The sequence below is a fragment of the Flavobacterium sp. KH_035 genome, assembly GCF_057839565.1.
Window position 1 is genome coordinate 5,101,163 of the sequence record NZ_CM174492.1, and the last position, 20,480, is coordinate 5,121,642.

General features: G+C 34.4%; 23 protein-coding genes. 12 read left to right on the forward strand and 11 right to left on the reverse strand.

Annotation, left to right across the window (positions count from 1 at the left end):
- Positions 1-20 precede the first annotated feature (20 nt).
- On the reverse strand, positions 21-458 hold the full coding sequence (locus tag AC3IS6_RS20630) for an META domain-containing protein (protein WP_489162124.1): 438 nt from the start codon (positions 456-458) through the stop codon (positions 21-23).
- Between the two features lie 211 nt (positions 459-669).
- Between AC3IS6_RS20630 and AC3IS6_RS20635 the strand changes: the two genes are divergently transcribed.
- Entirely contained in the window at positions 670-1,197 is a 528-nt protein-coding gene (locus AC3IS6_RS20635; protein WP_489162126.1) for a superoxide dismutase family protein, read from the forward strand.
- A 105-nt stretch (positions 1,198-1,302) separates the two neighbouring features.
- The gene (locus AC3IS6_RS20640; RefSeq protein WP_489162128.1) at positions 1,303-2,505 is read left to right on the forward strand and encodes an LETM1-related biofilm-associated protein; all 1,203 of its coding nucleotides are present in this window, start codon (positions 1,303-1,305) and stop codon (positions 2,503-2,505) included.
- 33 nt (positions 2,506-2,538) lie between these two features.
- On the opposite strand, the gene can is transcribed toward AC3IS6_RS20640, so the two are convergent.
- The 4 genes from can to AC3IS6_RS20660 all read right to left on the reverse strand — a co-directional run bounded on the left by can (position 2,539) and on the right by AC3IS6_RS20660 (position 5,923).
- Positions 2,539-3,174: a carbonate dehydratase gene (gene can, locus AC3IS6_RS20645; RefSeq protein WP_489162129.1), complete on the reverse strand. Its 636-nt coding sequence runs from the start codon at positions 3,172-3,174 to the stop codon at positions 2,539-2,541.
- 120 nt (positions 3,175-3,294) lie between these two features.
- A complete protein-coding gene (locus AC3IS6_RS20650; protein ID WP_489162130.1) occupies positions 3,295-4,944 on the reverse strand; it encodes a SulP family inorganic anion transporter in 1,650 nt (549 codons plus the stop codon).
- Positions 4,945-5,024: 80 nt separating this feature from the next.
- Positions 5,025-5,309: a hypothetical protein gene (locus AC3IS6_RS20655; RefSeq protein WP_173967806.1), complete on the reverse strand. Its 285-nt coding sequence runs from the start codon at positions 5,307-5,309 to the stop codon at positions 5,025-5,027.
- Between the two features lie 134 nt (positions 5,310-5,443).
- On the reverse strand, positions 5,444-5,923 hold the full coding sequence (locus AC3IS6_RS20660) for a Dps family protein (RefSeq protein WP_173967805.1): 480 nt from the start codon (positions 5,921-5,923) through the stop codon (positions 5,444-5,446).
- Positions 5,924-6,030: 107 nt separating this feature from the next.
- Here AC3IS6_RS20660 and AC3IS6_RS20665 point away from each other — a divergent pair, with 107 nt between their 5' ends.
- On the forward strand, positions 6,031-6,972 hold the full coding sequence (locus AC3IS6_RS20665) for a LysR substrate-binding domain-containing protein (protein ID WP_173967804.1): 942 nt from the start codon (positions 6,031-6,033) through the stop codon (positions 6,970-6,972).
- Between the two features lie 32 nt (positions 6,973-7,004).
- Here AC3IS6_RS20665 and AC3IS6_RS20670 read toward each other — a convergent pair whose 3' ends face one another.
- Complete coding sequence (locus AC3IS6_RS20670) at positions 7,005-7,202, reverse strand: hypothetical protein (RefSeq protein ID WP_017496117.1); 198 nt, start codon at positions 7,200-7,202, stop codon at positions 7,005-7,007.
- Positions 7,203-7,369: 167 nt separating this feature from the next.
- Positions 7,370-8,035, reverse strand: coding sequence for a tRNA (5-methylaminomethyl-2-thiouridine)(34)-methyltransferase MnmC2 (gene mnmC2, locus AC3IS6_RS20675; RefSeq protein WP_489162133.1), 666 nt, complete (start codon positions 8,033-8,035; stop codon positions 7,370-7,372).
- A 316-nt stretch (positions 8,036-8,351) separates the two neighbouring features.
- Here mnmC2 and AC3IS6_RS20680 point away from each other — a divergent pair, with 316 nt between their 5' ends.
- Positions 8,352-9,422, forward strand: coding sequence for a branched-chain amino acid aminotransferase (locus AC3IS6_RS20680; protein ID WP_489162135.1), 1,071 nt, complete (start codon positions 8,352-8,354; stop codon positions 9,420-9,422).
- Positions 9,423-9,481: 59 nt separating this feature from the next.
- Here the strand turns inward: AC3IS6_RS20680 and AC3IS6_RS20685 are convergent, their stop codons facing one another.
- Positions 9,482-9,862: a pyrophosphohydrolase domain-containing protein gene (locus tag AC3IS6_RS20685; RefSeq protein ID WP_489162136.1), complete on the reverse strand. Its 381-nt coding sequence runs from the start codon at positions 9,860-9,862 to the stop codon at positions 9,482-9,484.
- Positions 9,863-9,944: 82 nt separating this feature from the next.
- Here AC3IS6_RS20685 and AC3IS6_RS20690 point away from each other — a divergent pair, with 82 nt between their 5' ends.
- The 5 genes from AC3IS6_RS20690 to AC3IS6_RS20710 all read left to right on the forward strand — a co-directional run bounded on the left by AC3IS6_RS20690 (position 9,945) and on the right by AC3IS6_RS20710 (position 13,155).
- Positions 9,945-10,133, forward strand: coding sequence for a hypothetical protein (locus tag AC3IS6_RS20690; protein ID WP_489162138.1), 189 nt, complete (start codon positions 9,945-9,947; stop codon positions 10,131-10,133).
- A gap of 361 nt (positions 10,134-10,494) precedes the next feature.
- Positions 10,495-11,622 (forward strand): SRPBCC family protein, encoded by a 1,128-nt coding sequence (locus tag AC3IS6_RS20695; RefSeq protein WP_489162139.1) that lies wholly within the window; start codon positions 10,495-10,497, stop codon positions 11,620-11,622.
- Positions 11,623-11,686: 64 nt separating this feature from the next.
- Positions 11,687-12,229 (forward strand): RNA polymerase sigma factor, encoded by a 543-nt coding sequence (locus AC3IS6_RS20700; protein WP_263361570.1) that lies wholly within the window; start codon positions 11,687-11,689, stop codon positions 12,227-12,229.
- 33 nt (positions 12,230-12,262) lie between these two features.
- On the forward strand, positions 12,263-12,679 hold the full coding sequence (locus tag AC3IS6_RS20705) for a hypothetical protein (RefSeq protein WP_489162142.1): 417 nt from the start codon (positions 12,263-12,265) through the stop codon (positions 12,677-12,679).
- A gap of 17 nt (positions 12,680-12,696) precedes the next feature.
- A complete protein-coding gene (locus AC3IS6_RS20710) occupies positions 12,697-13,155 on the forward strand; it encodes a sensor of ECF-type sigma factor (protein WP_173968003.1) in 459 nt (152 codons plus the stop codon).
- Positions 13,156-13,224: 69 nt separating this feature from the next.
- Here the strand turns inward: AC3IS6_RS20710 and AC3IS6_RS20715 are convergent, their stop codons facing one another.
- Positions 13,225-14,286: a WD40/YVTN/BNR-like repeat-containing protein gene (locus AC3IS6_RS20715; RefSeq protein ID WP_489162144.1), complete on the reverse strand. Its 1,062-nt coding sequence runs from the start codon at positions 14,284-14,286 to the stop codon at positions 13,225-13,227.
- A 118-nt stretch (positions 14,287-14,404) separates the two neighbouring features.
- Between AC3IS6_RS20715 and AC3IS6_RS20720 the strand changes: the two genes are divergently transcribed.
- The 3 genes from AC3IS6_RS20720 (at position 14,405) to AC3IS6_RS20730 (ending at position 19,080) form a co-directional block, all read left to right on the forward strand.
- A complete protein-coding gene (locus AC3IS6_RS20720) occupies positions 14,405-15,616 on the forward strand; it encodes a hypothetical protein (protein ID WP_489162145.1) in 1,212 nt (403 codons plus the stop codon).
- 133 nt (positions 15,617-15,749) lie between these two features.
- On the forward strand, positions 15,750-17,723 hold the full coding sequence (locus tag AC3IS6_RS20725; protein WP_173968000.1) for a KUP/HAK/KT family potassium transporter: 1,974 nt from the start codon (positions 15,750-15,752) through the stop codon (positions 17,721-17,723).
- 142 nt (positions 17,724-17,865) lie between these two features.
- Entirely contained in the window at positions 17,866-19,080 is a 1,215-nt protein-coding gene (locus tag AC3IS6_RS20730) for an RsmB/NOP family class I SAM-dependent RNA methyltransferase (RefSeq protein ID WP_489162147.1), read from the forward strand.
- 89 nt (positions 19,081-19,169) lie between these two features.
- Here the strand turns inward: AC3IS6_RS20730 and AC3IS6_RS20735 are convergent, their stop codons facing one another.
- Entirely contained in the window at positions 19,170-19,361 is a 192-nt protein-coding gene (locus tag AC3IS6_RS20735) for a bacteriocin (RefSeq protein WP_489162149.1), read from the reverse strand.
- Positions 19,362-19,430: 69 nt separating this feature from the next.
- Positions 19,431-20,471 (reverse strand): AMP-binding protein, encoded by a 1,041-nt coding sequence (locus AC3IS6_RS20740; protein WP_489162151.1) that lies wholly within the window; start codon positions 20,469-20,471, stop codon positions 19,431-19,433.
- Positions 20,472-20,480 lie beyond the last annotated feature (9 nt).

Genomic DNA, 20,480 nt, shown 5'->3' on the forward strand with positions numbered 1-20,480 from the left:
AACAGGTTAAAAAGATACCTCTATTTTCTGCTAAATCGCATCATGGCAATATCACCAGAAATAAAGTGCAATGTTTTTCCTTCATCTGTAATATCGTAGGAGGTTATTTTAGGTAAAGTACTCATAAAAACCTGTTCCCCCTGCTGTGCATCCTTACACATCATTTTGGTTGTAGCCATAGGCTGTGTCAGATCAATTTTATTTCCTGTCACGGCAAATGCTCCATTAAAAGAATTGCAGCCATTATTTCCAGACACGCGATTTTCTTTTAGATCAAAGTTAATTGTTGGTTTTTTATTTGGATACAAACCTTCAAAAGCAATTCTTGGACCGCTAATATAGTTGAGCTCCCAGGTTCCTTCAAGTTTAGAAACCGCATCCCCTTTTGGGGTTTTAGATGTATTGCAGGAAATTAAAACAACTCCCAAAAAAACTAAAGTTAAAATATTCTTGATCATAATATTTAAGATTAAATTAGAAAATAATTAAGGTATTGATTTTCATTTTTTAATTCGGAGGTATACGAAATTACGTAATATTTTTGGGTTCTTTACTTAAAGTCCCATTAAATTACCATCAATAGTTTTAGATTTTTTTAACTGTCCGCTCTAATCCATGTCGGAATTTTATGTTAAATTTACTTAATCTTTAATATAAAAGCCTCCTATTATGAAAAAAATAATCGTTTCCTTCGCTATAATTACAGCTTTAATCATTGGTTGTAAGACCAGTACAAAATCAAGTGATGCTAAAAACGTTACAGTAACTCTAGAGCCAAAAAGCAATAGCACAGTGACCGGAACCGCTACTTTCACCGAAAAAAATGGCAAAGTAACTTTTGTTGCAAAAATGACTGGTCTACAACCGGGAGTTCACGCGATACACATTCATGAAAAGGCAGATTGTAGTGCTGCTGATGGGAGTTCAGCAGGAGGCCACTGGAACCCAACCTTTAAAAAACACGGGAAATGGGGTGTTGCTGAATACCACAAAGGAGATATCGGAAACTTTACGGCTGATGCTAAAGGTAACGGAACTATAACACTAACTACTGACGAATGGTGTATTGGCTGTGGAGATGCAACCAAAGATATTCTTGGAAAAGGATTAATCGTTCATCAGGGAACTGATGATTTTACAACACAACCTACTGGAAATGCAGGTGGAAGAGCGGCCTGTGCCGGAATCATTAAATAAAAAAGAATAACCACCACATTTTCACAAAATTTGGTGGTTATTTCATTTAAAATTTACCCTAAAACAAGAAAAAGATATAGCTTTGCAGCTATAAATTAAAAGTTAATGATTAACCCATCGGCACCAGGCTGGATAGACAAGTTTTTTAGCGAACAGAAGTTTTCAGAAGCTATACCTTTTGAGACCGCAGACTCGTTCTACAATAAAGTCAGAGAAACCGGTTTTATTTACGGGCACATCATTGCTATCGATTCTCAAATTCCGATTCCGATAAAAGGATGGTTCAAAACCGAAATTTCCAAAGTAGCTTTATTAAATACTTTGTATGGCGTTTTTTGTTTAGAAAAAAGAAGTTCAGAACCCAATAATTTTATTTCTGAGGTTTTAAAATTTTACAAAGAAATGAGTCCGGAAGGATTTAATTTATTCAAAATTTTACTTCCGAAAGACACACCTTCTCTTTCCTTAGAAAATATCATAGACCAAAGGGTTCAGACCAACGACAGCATTATCAGTAAAAACTTTTCGCATTTAGTGACCAATGCGCTTCTGTTTATTGATGTCCTTGCTTTCAGGCAATATTTAGAACATGGTTCAATACCTGAAAAATACTTAAAACGAATCGAAGAAACGGTACTGGGTATTGTGGCTCTGGCTTTAAAAACCAAAACCATAAAATCGCAACATGATGATTTGTTAATTAAACTTTTTGAAGCTTCGATCAGATATTCTAAATTTTCAAAAGTAACGGTTGATACTTTAGAAACTTTACAACTGGACTATTACAACAACCAACTCGAATATTATTATCTAATCGATATGGCCGGAATGGCTTTATGGAGTGATGGTGTTGTAGAAAATGAAGAAGCTTACTTCTTATACTCTTTAGGATCGATGATGGGCGTTTCCGACGATTTTATTACCAAGAGTATTGAAACCACGAATACATTTATTACCACTCATAAAAAGAAGATTCCTTATTTCAACTATTCCAATCCTGTAAAACATTTTTACGATCAGATGACCCATAGTGTGGTAAAACTAATTGTAAGAAACAAAAACAGATTGGTTAAGGAAATCATCCAAAGCAAAGAGTTGATGGTTCTGCTCGCTTATTCGACCACCAGAGATCTGGATGCCAAGGAAAAGAAAAAAGTAAAAAAACAGCTTCTAGACATCTGTAAAACAATCCCATCACTGACGATCTTTTTACTGCCTGGAGGAAGTTTATTATTGCCAATTCTGATAAAATTTATTCCAACTTTATTACCGTCTGCTTTTAATGAAAATCTGGATGAAAACGAATAAAAAAAATCGCCCTTTTGAGGCGATTTTTTTATACTATAGGTCTAATTGATAAACCTGATCTAATTCTTCATTCGAACTGATATTTACATTTAAGTCGGTTACAAAACCAGAGTTCAAACCATATACCCATCCGTGAAGCATTAAATCCTGTCCGTTTTTCCAAGCACCTTGAACAATAGACGTTTTAGCCAAATTGTAAACCTGCTCTTTAGCATTGATCTCAACGAAAGCATTAAAACGCTCTGTTTCATCTGCGATTGAATTCAGGTACTTATCATGTAAACGATATTCATCTTTAATGTGACGAATCCAGTTGTCGATGATTCCAACAGACTGATTTCCCATAGCAGCTTTTACACCACCACAACCATAATGTCCACAAACAATAACGTGTTTCACTTTTAAAACATTTACAGCATAATCCAGAACACTCAACATATTCATATCAGAGTGCACCACCATGTTGGCAATATTACGATGTACAAAAACCTCTCCCGGTTTAGCTCCAATAATTTCGTTTGCAGGAACACGGCTATCTGAACATCCAATCCATAATAATGGCGGTGTTTGTCCTTTAGCCAAATCAGCAAAATAGTTTGGGTCTAACGCTAATGATTTTTCAACCCATTGTTTATTGTTTTCAAGTAACTGCTTATAAAACTCTCTCATTTTTTTGTTTTTTGAATGGTATTACCAGATGTTTAAATATATTAAAAACAACTTCACTGTAAAGTTATCTAATTTTAATACTTCTCACAATCAAGAAATACCTTAATTAATATAATTTATTTATAAATCTCCTTTTACCTTTTCTTTTTGAACTAAAGCTCTTTTGGCAACATCATAATAATGTTCAATAGATACATGATTATTGATATCCGGTGAATTCTCAAGCTCGTAAGCTTTCTTGAATCCTTTCAGCTTTACTTTAATATTTTCATCAATGGCTCTTGTTTCTTTAAATTCGCGAATCAAATCTAAAACATCGTGCGCAATATACTCTGTATCTGCGGCATTGATAATCACTTTCGAATTTTCGGGGATTTCATTTAAAGTCAGTTTAATTGCTGCCTTATTTAAGAATGAAACTTCCTGTGCTAAATCAATATGAATAACATCTCCATCTTCGTATTCTTCTTTTTTGAAACTGTACGCTCTTTTCAGGTTTCCTCTCAGTACGAAAATAATACTGATAACAATTCCTAAAGCAACTCCTTTAAGTAAATCTGTTGCTACAACAAATACCAAAGTTGCAATAAACGGTATAAACTGGTACTTTCCTTTTTCCCAGAAATGTTTGAACGTTGCAGGTTTTGCTAATTTGTAACCTACTAAAATTAAAACAGTTGCCAAAGTTGCCAATGGTATTTTATTTAATAATGTAGGGATTGACAGTACACTAATTAACAAAAGTACACCGTGAATAATAGCAGACATTTTAGACTTTGCTCCTGCATTATTATTGGCAGATGATCTTACTACAACTGATGTCATTGGCAAACCACCTAAAAGAGAACTAACTATGTTACCAATTCCTTGCGCTCTAAGCTCAACATTGGTATTAGTATAACGTTTTTGAACATCCATTCTGTCAGCAGCCTCAATACACAATAATGTTTCAATAGAAGCCACAATAGCAATTGTAATTGCAACCACCCAAACTTTCGGATTAGTAACCGCAGCAAAATTTGGTGTAATCAGAATAGATTTAAATTCATCAAAAGATTTTGGAACTGGCAAAGAAACCAAATGTTCTTTTGCAATTGCCAATGTGCTTCCTGTTGAAACAAAAAACTCATTTAAAAGTACTCCCGCAACAACAGCAACAAGTGCTCCCGGAATTAATTTAAGCCTCTTTAAAAAAGGAACTTTCTCCCAGGAAATTAAGATCACAAAGGAAACAAGTGAAACCACAACTGCTCCTACATGTATGTGATTCAAAACGTCAAACAAAAATGAAAAGGAATTGCTTCCGTCATTCTGAATAAAAGCCTGATCACCTTCAAAATCAGCATCATAACCAAAAGCGTGAGGCAACTGTTTCAGAATGATAATAATTCCAATACCCGCCAACATTCCTTCAATTACGTTTGTTGGAAAATAATTTGAGATACTTCCGGCCTTTAAAAACCCTAATGCTAATTGAATTAATCCAGCAATAAAAACAGACATTAAAAACACATCGAAAGCACCTAAATCAGTAATAGCGGTTAAAATAATTGCTGTTAACCCAGCCGCTGGTCCGGAAACACTAATATGTGACTGGCTTAGATACCCTACAATGATACCCCCAATAACACCTGCAATAATTCCTGAAAACAAAGGTGCTCCAGAAGCCATTGCAATACCCAGACACAATGGAAGAGCCACCAAGAAAACCACTAAACCCGAAGCGAAATCAGATTTAAGGTTGGCAAAAAGATTGATTTTTTTTGTCATAATACAATACTAAAAAAATTATTCATTAACGATTGACCACATTTATTCAAATGCAGTTTAATTCAAAATAATCGGAAGTATTATGCCAAGTTCGGAGGTGGAGCAAAAATGCTCGGAGAAATATTGTCTAGTTTTACAATATTTTCAGACACTATGGTCTTTTTTTCAATATAAACTGGCATAACAACTTCATGTTGAAGTATTGCCGGATAAACAGCAGCCTTAAGTTCTTTATGTGAATGTTCCTCTTCAGAAAAACTAAAAAATAGCGACGCATCATTGCTTTTCTTCATCACCGTCACTATAGTTGGGGTAGACAAGAATGCAATAAATATGAATAATAATATACGAGCGACTAATTTCATTGGAACAAAAATAGCGTTAAACAAATAAAATCAAAGCGAGAGGCCTAAAAATTTATACAAATTTAACAAACATAAAAAAGCAGAATGATCAAACCCGACCATTCTGCTATAGTAATCATTTTAGGAACAACACATTACAGCTCTTCTTCAAGCCATGCATTCATCATCCAGATTGTTTTTTCCTGCTCGGCAATGAAGTCACTCATCATAGAATTTGTCCCTTCATCGTTAATTTCATCCGACTGCTTTAGAATTTCTCTTTCAATTTTTAACAAATCAGACAACGAATTTACAATTAAGTGAACCGCTTTTTCGTCGTTTGAAATATTCTTTCCAACAGTTAATTTATTATTTTTAATATAATCTTCAAAAGTATGTAAAGGAGTTCCTCCGATAGTTAAAACCCGTTCTGCAATCATGTCAATTTTTAACTGGGCATCCGTATACAATTCTTCAAACTTTACATGCAGATCAAAGAAACGCTTACCACGAATATTCCAATGTATTCCTCTTAAATTTTGGTAATATACCTGAAAATTTGATAACAGAATATTTAATTCTTTTACTAACAATTCTGATTCTTTTACTGGTAATCCTAAAATATTTGTCTTCATAGTTTTCATTTTATAATATGATTACTACAAATTTAAGATAAGTTCTTTTAAAATAATATAAAAAAAAATTATATTTTCTTATTTTTGCATCAAAAATTACTATCAAAATGACTATAACTCAATTGCAATATGTGTTAGCCGTTGCCGAACATAAAAATTTCACGCTTGCTGCCGAAAAATGTTTCGTTACCCAGCCAACGCTAAGTATGCAGATTCAGAAAATCGAAGAAGAATTAAATATTCTGATTTTTGACAGGAGCAAAAAACCTATTCAGCTTACCGATATTGGTCAAAAAATTGTAAACCAAGCCAAGAATATTGTAAACGAAGCGGATCGTATTAAAGACATTGTAGAACAGCAAAAAGGTTTCATTGGAGGAGAATTCCGTTTGGGAATTATCCCGACCATTATGCCCACACTTTTACCTATGTTTTTAAACAACTTCATTAAGAAATATCCAAAAGTAAAACTATTGATTGAAGAGCTTAATACGGACGAAATCATTCTGAAGCTAAAAAATGGTCATCTTGATGCTGCTATTGCTGCTACTCCCCTTGAAGACGAAAAAATAAAAGAAATTGTATTGTATTTTGAGCCTTTTGTCGCTTATATACCGGAACATCACGCCAGTTTTCAAAAAGAAGAAATTGAAGTTGCGGACTTAAATATCAACGAAATCCTGTTGCTTCAGGACGGACATTGTTTTAGAGACGGGATTTTAAATTTGTGTAAAAATGCCAGTGACCTCGATCAGAATAATTTTCAGATTCAAAGTGGAAGCTTTGAAACTCTAATTAAACTAGCCGACGAAGGCTTGGGTACAACGTTACTTCCGTACCTGCACACCTTAGATTTAAAAGATTCCGACAAACAGAAACTACGCAACTTTAAGGAACCTAAACCAGCTCGTGAGGTAAGTTTGATTTACCCAAAGAGCGAATTAAAAATGCAAATCATTGACGCCCTAAGATCTACAATTGCCGGAGTGGTTAAAGGAGCAATTGTTTTTCAGAACGTTCAGATCATAAGTCCGCTACAAAAGAAATAACAATAAAAAAGGAGCCAATTGGCTCCTTTTTTTTATACTTTGATCAGTAGTAGACTTTGTTTTAATTCCGGTTTTTCAATAATGAAATTTAATAACCATTCTTGCAATTGTTCCATTTCGTACGGTAACAGTGTCTTGATAGCTTTCTCTAATTCTTTACAGAAAAGTATCGGGTCGAAACTTACTCTCTCAAGTATTGATTTCGTGTAATCAAACATCATTTTTGACATAATAAAATAAGATTTTTTGGGGGTTATCTATATTTTCAAACTCGCAACAAATTTAAACAAATATCATTCACTAGTACCGATTTTAACTTATTATTTTAAAAACTTTAGCAACGAATACGATTTCTTAATGCATATAAATCAATATAGAATCGTTCTAAACAACTCATTTAAACCTTTTTAAAAGCCCGAAACATCTCACGTTTTCCAGGCGGCCCGGCCAATTTTTCGACAGTAAATCCAACCTCAATCATACTTCTTTTAACAACTCCACGAGCTGCATAGGTTACCAACACTCCGTTTGGCTTTAAACTATTGTACATTTTTCTAAAGATTTCGGTGCTCCAAAGCTCCGGCTGCACCCGATATCCGAAGGCGTCAAAGTAAATCAAATCAAAAATTTCAAAATCATCGATTTCATCAAAAAATTGTTTCCTTTTGGTTAAGCTGAAATCGTTAGTGATGGCAACTTTCTGATTCCATTCGCATTCATGCATTTTCTCAAAAACCTCTTTATAAGCCGCAGCCCCTAATTCGTCGACATAATTCATAGCCAACACCTCTTTCGCATCAACAGGATAAGCTTCTACTCCAACATAATCTATTGGCTGTTGCTTTTGACTGGATTCTAAAAAAGTAATAAAAGCATTCAAACCCGTTCCAAAACCTATTTCAAGAATACTTACCGGGTCACTATCAAACAACGAAAGACCATTTTTTATAAATACATGTTTCGCCTCCTGAATTGCTCCGTGTTTCGAATGATAACACTCATCCCACTCTTGCAAATGAATTGTGGTTGAACCATCTAGCGTTTTAATTATTTCTCTTTTCACCTTTTTCAGAATTTACAATCCGTCTCTAATGGTATTTTCGACCTTTTTAAGTGCCAAATTTAGTCAAAACAAATGCGTAAAGCCTTAAAAAACGGTTCATTTTTCATAAATTCTTTATAAAAATGTCTTAATTTTTTCACTTTATTATAAGATAAATAAATCTCAGTTAAAGCCCGTAAATAATGCAGTTTTACTAAGTAAATTATATATTTTTACTTAATTTTGCATTCAGTAAAATCTATATCACAGCAGATCATTGCTTTAGATTTTCTGCGCTATTAATGATAATTACCTAAAAAACTTTACATAATTAATTATGAGTACAACTCAAACACACAAAATTGAAATCAGAAAAGCAACTTCGTCGAAAATAAGCGGAGTAGACTTTCAAAACCTAAGCTTTGGTTCTGTTTTTACAGACCATTTATTCGAATGTGATTTTAAAAATGGAGAATGGCAAAACCCTGTCGTTAAGCCTTATGCTCCAATTTTAATGGATCCTTCTTCAAAAGTCTTTCACTACGGACAAGCTATTTTTGAAGGAATGAAAGCTTATAAAGATGACAATAATGATGTTTGGCTGTTCAGACCTGATGAAAACTTCAAACGTTTTAACAACTCTGCGGTTCGTATGGCAATGCCAGAAATTCCGGAAAGCATTTTCATGGATGGTTTGAATGAATTATTGAAAATTGACCAGGAATGGATTCAAAAAGGAAACGGAAGCAGTATGTACATCCGTCCATTCATGATTGCAACTGGTGCCGGTGTGGTAGCAAATCCTTCTGACGAATATAAATTCATGATTTTACTTTCTCCTGCACAGTCTTATTATGCTGGTGAAGTAAAAGTAATTATCGCTGAACATTACAGTAGAGCAGCAAATGGAGGAATTGGAGCTGCAAAAGCTGCCGGAAACTACGCAGCACAGTTTTACCCAACTAACCTGGCAAACAAAGACGGTTTCCAACAGGTAATCTGGACTGATGATGCAACGCATACAAAACTGGAAGAAGCAGGAACAATGAACGTTTTCTTCAGAATCAACGACACTTTACTAACCGCTCCAACAAGCGAAAGAATTTTAGATGGCATCACCAGAAAAAGTTTAATTGCTATGGCAGAAAAAGAAGGTCTTAAAGTTGATGTTCGTCCGGTTCTGGTATCAGAATTGGTAGAAGCTGCAAAAAGCGGAGCATTAAAAGAAATTTTCGGAGCAGGGACTGCTGCTGTGATAAGCGTAATCAAAGGTTTCTCTTATCAGGATGTGTACTACGAAATGACACCGCTTGAGAATTCTTACGCTTCTTTATTGAAAGAAAAATTAACAAGTCTTCAAAATAAACTTTCAGAAGATACTTTTGGCTGGACTGTAAAAGTACAGTAACGAAAGGCACCTCTATAAAACAAACCCGACAAGTTTTAAAACCTGTCGGGTTTTTTATGCTAAAGCAATTTTGAAAAATCAGGTTTAAAATAATTCGGTCCTTTCATCACTTTTCCATCTTCTCTGTAAATTGGCTGACCGTCTTCACCTAGTTTACTCATATTACTGCGCTGAATTTCATCAAAAACAGCTTCTATCTTATCCTGCAGACCGTGCTCGATAATGGTTCCGCACAAAATATACATCATATCTCCAAGAGCATCAGCAATTTCAACTAAATCATTATTCTGAACCGCTTCCAGATACTCCTCATTTTCCTCTTTCATTAAATTATAACGAAGCAGTTTTTTGACCTCTCCTAAATCAGCAATTGGCTCCAGACTATGTCCTATTCTAAAAGCAGTATGAAATTCAGTAACTGCATCAAGTTGTTTCTTCATGATATTATTTGATTAAATGAAATGGCAAATTAGCAACAATTCGTATACAATTCTCTAAATTTGCCAAAAATAATTTCAAACTATGTTTAGTCAAGGACAATTAATATTCGGCCTCTGTTTTTTTATTGTATTCGTAATCGTAATGATATTCGCTTATCGAAAGGACCTTGCTTTGCACAAGGTTTTTTATAAGGGAAATTATAAAGTACTACTGATCTTCTTACTTTTTATCGCCATTTTATTTGTGATCAAATTTTTCTTCAAAAGATAATTCCGAAAAGGCATTTCATTATTTGAACGCAACTAATTTTAGCCGGAGAGCTATATTTTCACTACATAGAAACATCGATTTTAAGCCTAAAAAAGAAACTCCTTCTTTCAAAGAGATCGTTTCGTATTTTTCAAATAAGCGAAATACCTTACCTTCAGCTAAAAAACCCATATCTCTGTGTATTAAAATCAATTACACGCAATAATATTTCTTTGAGGCATATAATTAAACCGCTTTAAGAACGTTTTATTTAAAACATTTCCGGATCACGATAATTGCATAAAATATACTTTTATCATAGTGATATTAGTGCGACTAGTAATAAATTTTATAACTTTACGACTCCAAATAAACCACTCCAATGAAGATTCTTAAATATCTATTCCTACTACTATTATTAAGCCTTGTTGCCCTTACCGTTTTTGTCGCCACTCAAAAAGGAATATTTTCTGTTGAAAGAAGCAAAGTGATCAACTCACCAAAAGCTACAGTATACAATTACATTAATGATTTTAGAAATTATGAAGATTTTGAATCCTGGTCTGTCGAAGATCCTTCGATCAAAATGACATTTCCCAATAAAACTGTCGGAAATGGCGCCTCTTTTTATTGGGCTGGTTCTGAAGGAAATGGGAATGCCATTACATTAAAAACAAAGGACGGAGAAAGCATTCAGCAAAAAATGAAATATGACGGAACGGAAGCTGATGTAAACTGGACTTTTAAAGATACTTTGGCCGGAAAAACAAAAGTGACCTGGAAAGCCTCAGGAACAATGAGTTTTTTATTTAAAATCTATACCGCTCTAAATGGAGGTTCCGATAAAGTGATTGGAACCATTTATGAAAAAAGTCTGGCAAACATCGACAAAAACTTAGATTATGAAACAAAAACATACTCTATAAAAGTTAACGGTTTGGTAAAGAAAATCGAAACTCCATACATCAGACAAACTTTTACAAGTGAAATTGGAAAAATAAGCAAGAATGCCAGAATCGTTATTCCGAAACTTATAGAGTTTAGCAAAAACAATGGTTTATCGACCAATGGCAAACCTTTTATTATTTATCACACCTACGACATCACAACAGGACTGGCTAAAATTTCAATCTGTTTACCTACAATTCGAGAAATCCTAACCACGTCAGGAAGTGACATTTCCGGTGGAAAACTAAATGGCTTTGAAGCGGTAAAAACCACTTTAAAAGGCGATTATACACATCTTAACGAAGCCATTAAAAAAACAACCGCTTTTATCAATAACGAAAAAATCACTCCTGATTTAAGCTGGTCGCATCTTGAAATTCTAACCATGAGCAAACTGGATGTAAAAAGCCCGTCGAAACTAATGACCGAAATTTACTATCCAACAAAACCTAAAGTAATACCGGTAGCCAAAGTTCCTGTTTACAGACCTGCTACTACCGATCCGGCAGCTGTAAAACCTGCAGAAACCCCTAAAACACCTGAAGAAGAATCGGAATTCTAAAAATAATTAAAGGTGTATTAAACCTTTTGTTTAAAATTCATTCTAATACCATAAATAACGGAATTTGGCAGACGAGAAGGAATTTATTCAACAATTATTAAATCCTGCAACGCAAAATACTGCGTTTCAAAAACTCGTGTCTGATTATCAAAAACCGCTGTATTCTCATATTCGGAATATTGTTTTGAACCATGACGATACAGATGATGTTTTGCAAAATACTTTTGTAAAAGTCTTTCAGTATTTAAAAAACTTTAAAGGGGAAAGCAAACTTTTCTCGTGGATGTATCGAATAGCAACCAACGAAGCTCTGACATTTTTAAGTCAAAAAGCAAAACTTAACGGATTAACTTCTGAAGCCCTTCAGAATAAAACTATCGACAATTTAAAAGCAGATGTTTATTTTGACGGAGATGAAATTCAGATCAAACTTCAAAAAGCAATTGTGACCTTACCGGAAAAACAGCAATTGGTTTTTAAAATGAAATATTTTGAAGAATTGAAATACGAAGAAATTGCCGAAATTCTGGGAACTTCAGTCGGTGCTTTAAAAGCATCCTATCATCACGCTGTAAAAAAAATTGAAATATATGTTACCTCAAATTAAACCTTTTGTAACAACAACTGTCTAATAGCTATTATGAAAACATTTAAATTAGAAAACGAACCGAAAATAAAAACTGGATTTAAGACTCCGGAAAATTATTTTGATGATTTTTCGACAAAGGTTTTACAACAAATAAACGAAAAGAAAGAAACAAAAGTAATCCCAATTTACAAACGTAAAAAAGTACTTTCAATCGCGGCTGCTGCGGTTATTTTTATAGGGTTACTGATTCCTATAGTAAACAATTACAACAAAACATCCAAAGACCTTGACGAAGACACTCTGGAAACGTATTTATCTTATCAGTCGAATTTAAACCAATACGATTTGATTCGTGAACTGGATGATAAAGACATTGATAAACTTAATAAAAATGTTGCCCTTGAACAGGAAACACTTGAAGATATCCTGGCTACCAATCCAAATATCGAAAATTTAATTTCAGAATAAAACAAAAATTTCAAAAGATGAAAATTAAAAATATACTACCAATAATTCTATTCTTTATCACTTTCTCCTTTTATGCTCAGAGCGACAAAACGGATGAAAAACGGGAAAAAATTAAAGCTTATAAAGTTTCTTTCTTAACAACAGAACTTGAACTAACCTCAACAGAAGCCGAAAAATTCTGGCCCATCTACAATACATACGATGATAAGCAATACGAATTGCGCCACGAAAAAATGAAAATGTATCTGCGTAAATTAGACGATGACAACATTAGCTCGATGTCTGAAAAAGAAGCTGCATCACTCCTATCACAAATCGAAAGCGCAGACAAAGAATTATACATCCTTCGCGACAAATACAACAGCAATTTAAAAAAGATACTTTCTGCCAGGAAAATATTAAAGTTAAAAAAATCAGAAGACGACTTTAATCGCAAACTTTTAAAACAATATCGAGACAAAGCCGGTAAAAATTAATAAACAAAACAACAGCAGCGAGAACCCCATATAATAATACTTACTTTATTATTTGGGGTTCTTGTTATTTTATTTAAATCGGATTCGGATTACTTTATTATGCCCTGCAGCAATTGCAGTATTTCTGTTCACAAAACGAATGGTAAAAAGTTTTGTATCAGTTGATAATTGCGTCCAGTTCTCCCCTCCATTTTGAGAATATTGTATTCCTTCAGAACCTACACAAATAATTTCTTTGCCATTTCCACCCGGAACGTACTGTACACATGAGGCGTATCCAAAACCCATGCCCTGACCAATTAATTGCCAAGTTTTACCACCATCAGTAGTAAAGGCTTTATTATCCTTTTTTTGATTTGGAAGTTCGTAATCTCCACCGGCAATAAATCCGTGTTTCGCATCATAAAAATCGGCTGTAAAAATACCGGTCATGGTTTTCCCCTGCACGATTGGAGTTTCAATTGCTTTCCAGGTTCTTCCTTTGTCCGGTGAATAAAAAACACGTGCTTTTTTACCTCCCGAAACCAGCCAGGTATCATTACCTTTTATGACAATATTGGAATTACTGGCCGCAAAAGCTGCTTCACCTTCTGCATTCGTAGGCAATTTATCCGACAATACTTTAGTCCACGTTTCTCCTCCGTCGCGTGTGATAATAATCGAAAAAGTATCCTCTGTAGGATCTCCAATCGCAATTCCTTCTTTATCATTCCAAAACTGCATACTATCATAAAACACTTTCGGATTAACTTCTTTATATACTAATTTTACTTTCTGCGTTTTTTTTGAAACCTGATAAAGCAATGCAGGATTCCCTACACTTAACAAAAAGATATTGTTTGCATTTTGAGCTATACTTCTGAATTCCAATTTCAAAGTATCACGATAAATATGATCTTCAAACTTTTCTTTTTTATCTAAATCATAAAATCCAAAACGAGAGTTATCTGCACCATACCAAATTTTATTTTTATCGATTGAGATGGCTCTAATACTAATTTTATCCTGAAACAAGGTATCTATCTGTATTGATGTAAAACCCGTGTTAAAAATTCCCTTCCCACTATTATTCAAGGTTTTAAAAGACATCAATAAAATTAAAGCACCTAAAAATAATATTACTTTTCTCATATAAACTAGTTTTTTAGCGCTAAAATACAATTATTTATAACACCTGAAATAAGTTTCGCTTTTTTTTCTGGCACAGTAATTGGATACCTCCAAATATTAATCTTAATATGATTTGAAAATGAAAACTAAACTACTTTTTATAGCCCTCCTCACAATAGGCTTGAGTTCTGTTCAAGTACAAAGTCAAACTACTGTATATGCAAAAAATTCAGATATAAGCGATAATTTAGACTTAAGAGCTGTTGCTTCTATGTTTGGGGAGTCAGCGAATTTGCAGGATTTCGAAAGACGTTTGAATGACCCCAGATATCAAATCTCAAATCTTGATTTAAACAACGATAATCAAGTCGATTATTTACGTGTAATCGAATCTGTAGAAAACAGAACTCACGTTGTCATTATTCAGGCGGTTTTAGACCGCGATGTCTATCAGGATATTGCAACAATTGATGTAGAAAGAGATAATTACAACAAAGTGAGTGTGCAGATTGTTGGTAACAGTTATTTATATGGTGCCAATTATATTTACGAACCGGTTTATAATGTGGTTCCCGTAATTTACACTTCATTTTGGGTAACCAATTACAGACCTTATTGTTCTACCTGGGGATGGAATTACTATCCAAGATATTATTCCGCCTGGAGACCTTATCCGATTTACAGATACAGAAACAACATCAATCTGTGTATCAATGTAAACAATAGCTACAACTATGTAAATACGAGAAGAAGTTACAGAGCTCCTGTTTTGTATGAAACGAGACGTACCTATGGCTACGAAACGAGACGTCCTGACTACAGCTTTGCTCAGAGAAATTCTAACGCCAGCAACCGATACGATCTGGATCAAAGACGTGTTACCACCAGAGATTACGGAAGAAATCAAAATACATACACGACAAACAGATCAAATTCGGATAGAGTATCTACTACAGACAACAGAACCTCAACCAGAAATTATGGCGAGAACAGAACAGCATCTGACAGAAATTATACTACAAACAGAACCTCTTCTAACAACAGAGACAATTCAGGCATAAGCACAAATCCTGTAAGAGTTGAAAATACCGGCAGAAGAGATTATGGTCAAAACAATTCGAATGTTTCCAGAGGAAATTCGCAAAACTATGGAAACACAGAAAGAGTTTCGACTCCTACAAGAAATGAGTCTTCCAGAAATTATTCTGAAAACAGAGGGAATTCAGAGAGACAGAGTTCGCAAAACACACAACGTTACGAATCTCCAAGAGCAAGTCAGGAATCCAGAGGCAGTGAACCACAGAGAGAGAGCGGTTCTAACGGAAGAAGTTACGGCGGTAGACGAATTTAATACCAAATTCCCAATCTTATACAAAATGAAAAGCACAATTTAACTATTGTGCTTTTTTTTATCTTTTTAGCTATAATTGAGGTTAGTTTGTTTTAAAACAGTAAATTTGCAACCGTCTTTTATAAAAATATACATGAGCGCATCGCATAAAAACTTACATAGTAAGTTGTCTATAGGAGGTTTATTGATAACATTAGGAATTATTTATGGAGATATTGGTACTTCTCCATTATATGTAATGAAAGCCATACTTGGTGATTATGCCATTAATTCTGATATTGTTCTTGGTGGAATTTCATGCGTTTTTTGGACTTTGACTTTACAAACTACGATAAAGTATGTACTTATTACTTTAAGTGCCGACAATCATGGGGAAGGTGGAATTTTTGCCTTATATGCACTGGTCAAAAAGACTAAAATTCAGTGGCTCATTGTGCCCGCCATCATCGGAGGGAGTGCCTTACTCGCCGATGGAATTATAACGCCACCCATTTCGATTTCTTCTGCTGTAGAAGGAATCAGAGCGTTCTATCCAACCATGCAAACAGAGACCATTGTTTACATCGTTATCGGAATCTTATTCATTCTTTTTACCATACAACAATTTGGAACCAAGCTCGTTGGGAAGTTTTTCGCTCCAATGATGTTAATCTGGTTTGCCATGTTAGGAACGCTGGGAACGATTCAAATCCTAAAGCATCCTGAAGTTATTAAAGCGGTAAATCCGTATTATGCTTATCATTTATTGTCTATCCATCCTGATGGTTTCTTTGTGCTTGGTTTTGTCTTTTTATGTACAACAGGTGCCGAAGCATTGTACTCTGATATGGGGCACTGCGGAAGAAAAAACATCCGAATCAGCTGGGTATTTGTAAAAACTGCGTTGGTATTAAACTATTTTGGACAGGCTGCTTATTTAATTCATCATGAAGGCAGTACACTGCAACAACTGGGTGGAGAAAACGGAAATCCGTTCTATTTAATTATGCCACACTGGTTTCTTCCTTTCGGAATTGTGGTAGCAACTTTGGCTGCGGTAATTGCTTCCCAGGCACTTATCAGTGGGTCATTTACTTTGATCAACGAAGCAATGCGTTTGAATTTCTGGCCAAAAGTTAAAATTAAATATCCTACAGAAGTAAAAGGACAATTATATATCCCATCAATCAACTGGTTGTTATTTTTTGGTTGTGTTGGAATCGTTTTACACTTTCAGAAATCAGGAAATATGGAGCATGCCTACGGTCTTGCTATTATATTATGTATGATTATGACCACTATTTTACTGAATTATTATCTGATAATGAAACGTGTAAAATTGTACCTGATGGTACCGTTAATCACTATTTATTTACTGATTGAATTCAGCTTCCTGATTGCTAACATTACTAAATTTGCTGAAGGTGGTTATGTAACTTTAATCATTGCGATCCTTTTGATCTCGATCATGACGATCTGGTATCTGGCTAAGAAAATTAATAAGAGCTACACCAAAATCATCAAAATTGACGATTATAAAAAAGTGTTAATGGAATTGAGTGAAGACTTATCGATACCAAAATACGCAACGCACCTGGTTTATATGACCAACGCCAATCGTGTTGATGAATTAGAAGAAAAAGTAATTTATTCGATTTTGCAGAAACGCCCGAAAAGAGCTGACATATACTGGTTTGTACACGTAAACATTTTAACAGAACCGTATAAAACACAATACAAGGTTACTGAAATTGCTAAAGATGATATTTATAGAATCGATTTTAATTTAGGATTCAGAGAACCTACAAAAATCAATTTAATGTTTAGAGAAGTAATTCGTGATATGGTAAAACGAGGTGAAGTAGACATTACCAGTCGCTACGAATCTTTAAACAAGAACAATATTATTGGAGACTTTAAATTTGTACTGTCGGAGAAGTTTTTATCCAATGACAACGATTTAAGATGGCATGAAAACATCATTATGAACTCTTATTTCTTCATTAAAAAACTGAGTTTATCTGAAGAAAGAGCTTTTGGTTTAGACAGTAGTTCAGTAAAAATAGAGAAATTCCCAATGGTGCTTCACGCTCCGGAGAATATTGGACTGACAAGAATTACAAAATAAATCATTTAAAAACATACTCAGAAAACACTCTTTTAAACTTTATTAGAGTGTTTTTTTTTCTTTTAAAAAAGAAGTTAAATAACTATCAAAATTAAAAATTTAACTTTCAATTAATAGTACCTTTGCAACTCAAATAATTAAAATGAGATTACACAGAAATTTAGTTTATACTACCATCGATTCTTTAAACGCAATTTTCAACGAAGGAGAATATGCGGATAAAGTGGTAGCCAGAGCCTTAAAAAAAGACAAACGTTGGGGAAGTTCTGACAGGAAGTTTGTTGCTGAAACGATATACGAAATTGTTCGTTGGAAAAGATTATACGCAGAAATTGCAGAAGTTAAAGAACCATTCGACAGAGATAATTTATGGAGAATGTTTGCGGTTTGGGCTGTTTTAAGAGGATACCCTATTCCGGATTGGAGACAATTGGAGGGAACTCCTGAGAGAAAAATAAAAGGTCGTTTTGACGAACTTTCTAAAACCAGAGCTTTTAGAGAATCTATTCCGGACTGGATGGATGAATTAGGAGTAAAAGAATTAGGAGAGGCCGTTTGGTCAAAAGAAATTGCGGCTCAAAATCAACCTGCAAAAGTTATCTTAAGAACCAATACACTAAAAGGTACTAAGGAAAACTTAAGAAACACGTTGATGGATTTAAATATTGAAACTGAATATTTAAAAGATCAACCTGAAGCTTTGGTTTTAAAAGAAAGAGCCAACGTATTTTTGACAGATGCCTTTAAACAAGGTCTATTTGAAGTTCAGGATGCCAACTCACAATTGGTAGCGGGTTTTCTGGATGTAAAACCAGGAATGCGTGTGGTAGATACGTGCGCCGGAGCCGGAGGAAAAACATTACACATTGCTTCGTTGATGGAAAACAAAGGGCAATTGATTGCAATGGATTTGTACGAAAGCAAACTGAAACAATTAAAATTGAGAGCCAAAAGAAATGGCGCCTTTAATATTGAATACCGTATTATTGACACTACAAAAGTGATCAAAAAGCTGCATGAAAAAGCCGATCGCGTTTTAATTGATGCACCTTGTAGCGGTTTAGGAGTTTTGAAAAGAAACCCTGATGCAAAATGGAAATTACAACCGGAGTTTATCGATAACATTCGTAAAGTTCAGTCCGAAGTTTTGGAAAGCTATTCGAAAATTGTAAAACCGGGTGGAAAATTAGTTTATGCCACTTGTTCCGTTTTACCATCAGAAAATCAGGAACAGGTAGAGAAATTCTTAAAGACCGAAATTGGAAAGCAATTTACATTTATTAAAGATCGCAAAATACTAGCCTCAGAATCTGGATTTGACGGATTCTATATGGCGCTTTTAGAGAGAAAGGCTTAATTACTATAAAAAATTCCAAATTAAAAATTCCAAATTCCAAACGATAAAGTTGGAATTTGGAATTTCTTTTTTCTATTGTTTACCAAGGATCAATTTGGACACATATCTGGCGAAATCAAACAATATGATGGGATATTGCCACATGTTGGCGGTTGTGTTAACTGCTTGGCACATCGCAATTGATAACCATTTAAATAATAAATAAAATCACCGCCTTTAATTTGCTTTAATTCGCTTTTACTCAATTGCTCAACATTTGTTAGATTTAAGATAAATTTCATAATTATTAGGTTTTAAAGTTAATACCTTATAAATATAGCTAATTTTTCTTACTTTCGACAAAGTGTTTTTTACACCAAACTAGGCTTACGCAACAGTTTCCCATTCTCATTTTCTTTGAACTTCGGGACAAAAACAATCTCCTTTGGTTTTTCATATTTTCCCAATACATCAAAAAAATCAGAAGCAAACTCTTGTTTTTCTCCTTCTATCACCAAAATTAATTTTTCTCCCAAAACGATATCAGGAACTCCGGTTACAAAAAACCGGCTATTTATTTTTCCTATCAGCTTACTTTCTATTTGCTCCGGAATCAACTTCACTCCTCCACTATTCACTACATTATCTATTCGTCCCAAAAACACAAACTGGTTTTCATTCACCAATTCCACCAGATCATTTGTGACGATAGGCTCGTTAGATACCGAAGACAGATGGATAACCAGACAATCACGATCGTCTTTGCTTATTTTCACATTAGGAAGAATCGAGAACGCCTTTTCTCCCACTCTTTTAGCAGCGATATGCGTAATGGTTTCCGTCATGCCGTAAGTTTCGTAAATTTGCGTTTTTAATGGAAGCAATTGCTCTTCCAGAGCACTGTCGATTTTAGCACCACCAATGATTAGCTTCTTAACATTCTTTAATCCTACTATAGAATTCTGAACCTGTAAAGGCACCATCGCAACAAAATCGTATTGTGTTTTATTTAAAGCCAAAGGCGCAGTACTTGGTGATACCACATCAATATCCAAACCTAAAATTAAACTTCGAACCAGCATCATTTTACCAGCTATAAACTGTGTAGGCAAACAAAGCAATGCCTTGTCACCAGGCTTCAGACCAAAAAAATCACCCGTTGCCAAAGCCGACTGAATCATAGCCTGTTTTTCTAAGCGTACTAATTTCGGAAGCCCGGTTGTACCCGAAGTTGTCATTTCAATAAAGTCTTTCTTATCGAACCAGTCCAGTAAAAATTCACCAATGGCTCTCTCGTACACATCTCCTTCTTTGATGTAACTATACCCTATGCGGCATAAATCCTTTCCATTTAAATGATAACCATTCAACTTAAAATAATTATGAACATTTTTATGTGTTAGTTTTGACATGACTGTATG

Bases quoted from the DNA above. Each gene is read 5' to 3' on its own strand.
- AC3IS6_RS20630 (WP_489162124.1), bottom strand. From the start codon at position 458: ATGATCAAGAATATTTTAACTTTAGTTTTTTTGGGAGTTGTTTTAATT.
- AC3IS6_RS20635 (WP_489162126.1), top strand. From the start codon at position 670: ATGAAAAAAATAATCGTTTCCTTCGCTATAATTACAGCTTTAATCATT.
- AC3IS6_RS20640 (WP_489162128.1), top strand. From the start codon at position 1,303: ATGATTAACCCATCGGCACCAGGCTGGATAGACAAGTTTTTTAGCGAA.
- can (WP_489162129.1), bottom strand. From the start codon at position 3,174: ATGAGAGAGTTTTATAAGCAGTTACTTGAAAACAATAAACAATGGGTT.
- AC3IS6_RS20650 (WP_489162130.1), bottom strand. From the start codon at position 4,944: ATGACAAAAAAAATCAATCTTTTTGCCAACCTTAAATCTGATTTCGCT.
- AC3IS6_RS20655 (WP_173967806.1), bottom strand. From the start codon at position 5,309: ATGAAATTAGTCGCTCGTATATTATTATTCATATTTATTGCATTCTTG.
- AC3IS6_RS20660 (WP_173967805.1), bottom strand. From the start codon at position 5,923: ATGAAGACAAATATTTTAGGATTACCAGTAAAAGAATCAGAATTGTTA.
- AC3IS6_RS20665 (WP_173967804.1), top strand. From the start codon at position 6,031: ATGACTATAACTCAATTGCAATATGTGTTAGCCGTTGCCGAACATAAA.
- AC3IS6_RS20670 (WP_017496117.1), bottom strand. From the start codon at position 7,202: ATGTCAAAAATGATGTTTGATTACACGAAATCAATACTTGAGAGAGTA.
- AC3IS6_RS20680 (WP_489162135.1), top strand. From the start codon at position 8,352: ATGAGTACAACTCAAACACACAAAATTGAAATCAGAAAAGCAACTTCG.
- AC3IS6_RS20685 (WP_489162136.1), bottom strand. From the start codon at position 9,862: ATGAAGAAACAACTTGATGCAGTTACTGAATTTCATACTGCTTTTAGA.
- AC3IS6_RS20690 (WP_489162138.1), top strand. From the start codon at position 9,945: ATGTTTAGTCAAGGACAATTAATATTCGGCCTCTGTTTTTTTATTGTA.
- AC3IS6_RS20695 (WP_489162139.1), top strand. From the start codon at position 10,495: ATGAAGATTCTTAAATATCTATTCCTACTACTATTATTAAGCCTTGTT.
- AC3IS6_RS20705 (WP_489162142.1), top strand. From the start codon at position 12,263: ATGAAAACATTTAAATTAGAAAACGAACCGAAAATAAAAACTGGATTT.
- AC3IS6_RS20710 (WP_173968003.1), top strand. From the start codon at position 12,697: ATGAAAATTAAAAATATACTACCAATAATTCTATTCTTTATCACTTTC.
- AC3IS6_RS20715 (WP_489162144.1), bottom strand. From the start codon at position 14,286: ATGAGAAAAGTAATATTATTTTTAGGTGCTTTAATTTTATTGATGTCT.
- AC3IS6_RS20720 (WP_489162145.1), top strand. From the start codon at position 14,405: ATGAAAACTAAACTACTTTTTATAGCCCTCCTCACAATAGGCTTGAGT.
- AC3IS6_RS20725 (WP_173968000.1), top strand. From the start codon at position 15,750: ATGAGCGCATCGCATAAAAACTTACATAGTAAGTTGTCTATAGGAGGT.
- AC3IS6_RS20730 (WP_489162147.1), top strand. From the start codon at position 17,866: ATGAGATTACACAGAAATTTAGTTTATACTACCATCGATTCTTTAAAC.
- AC3IS6_RS20735 (WP_489162149.1), bottom strand. From the start codon at position 19,361: ATGAAATTTATCTTAAATCTAACAAATGTTGAGCAATTGAGTAAAAGC.
- AC3IS6_RS20740 (WP_489162151.1), bottom strand. From the start codon at position 20,471: ATGTCAAAACTAACACATAAAAATGTTCATAATTATTTTAAGTTGAAT.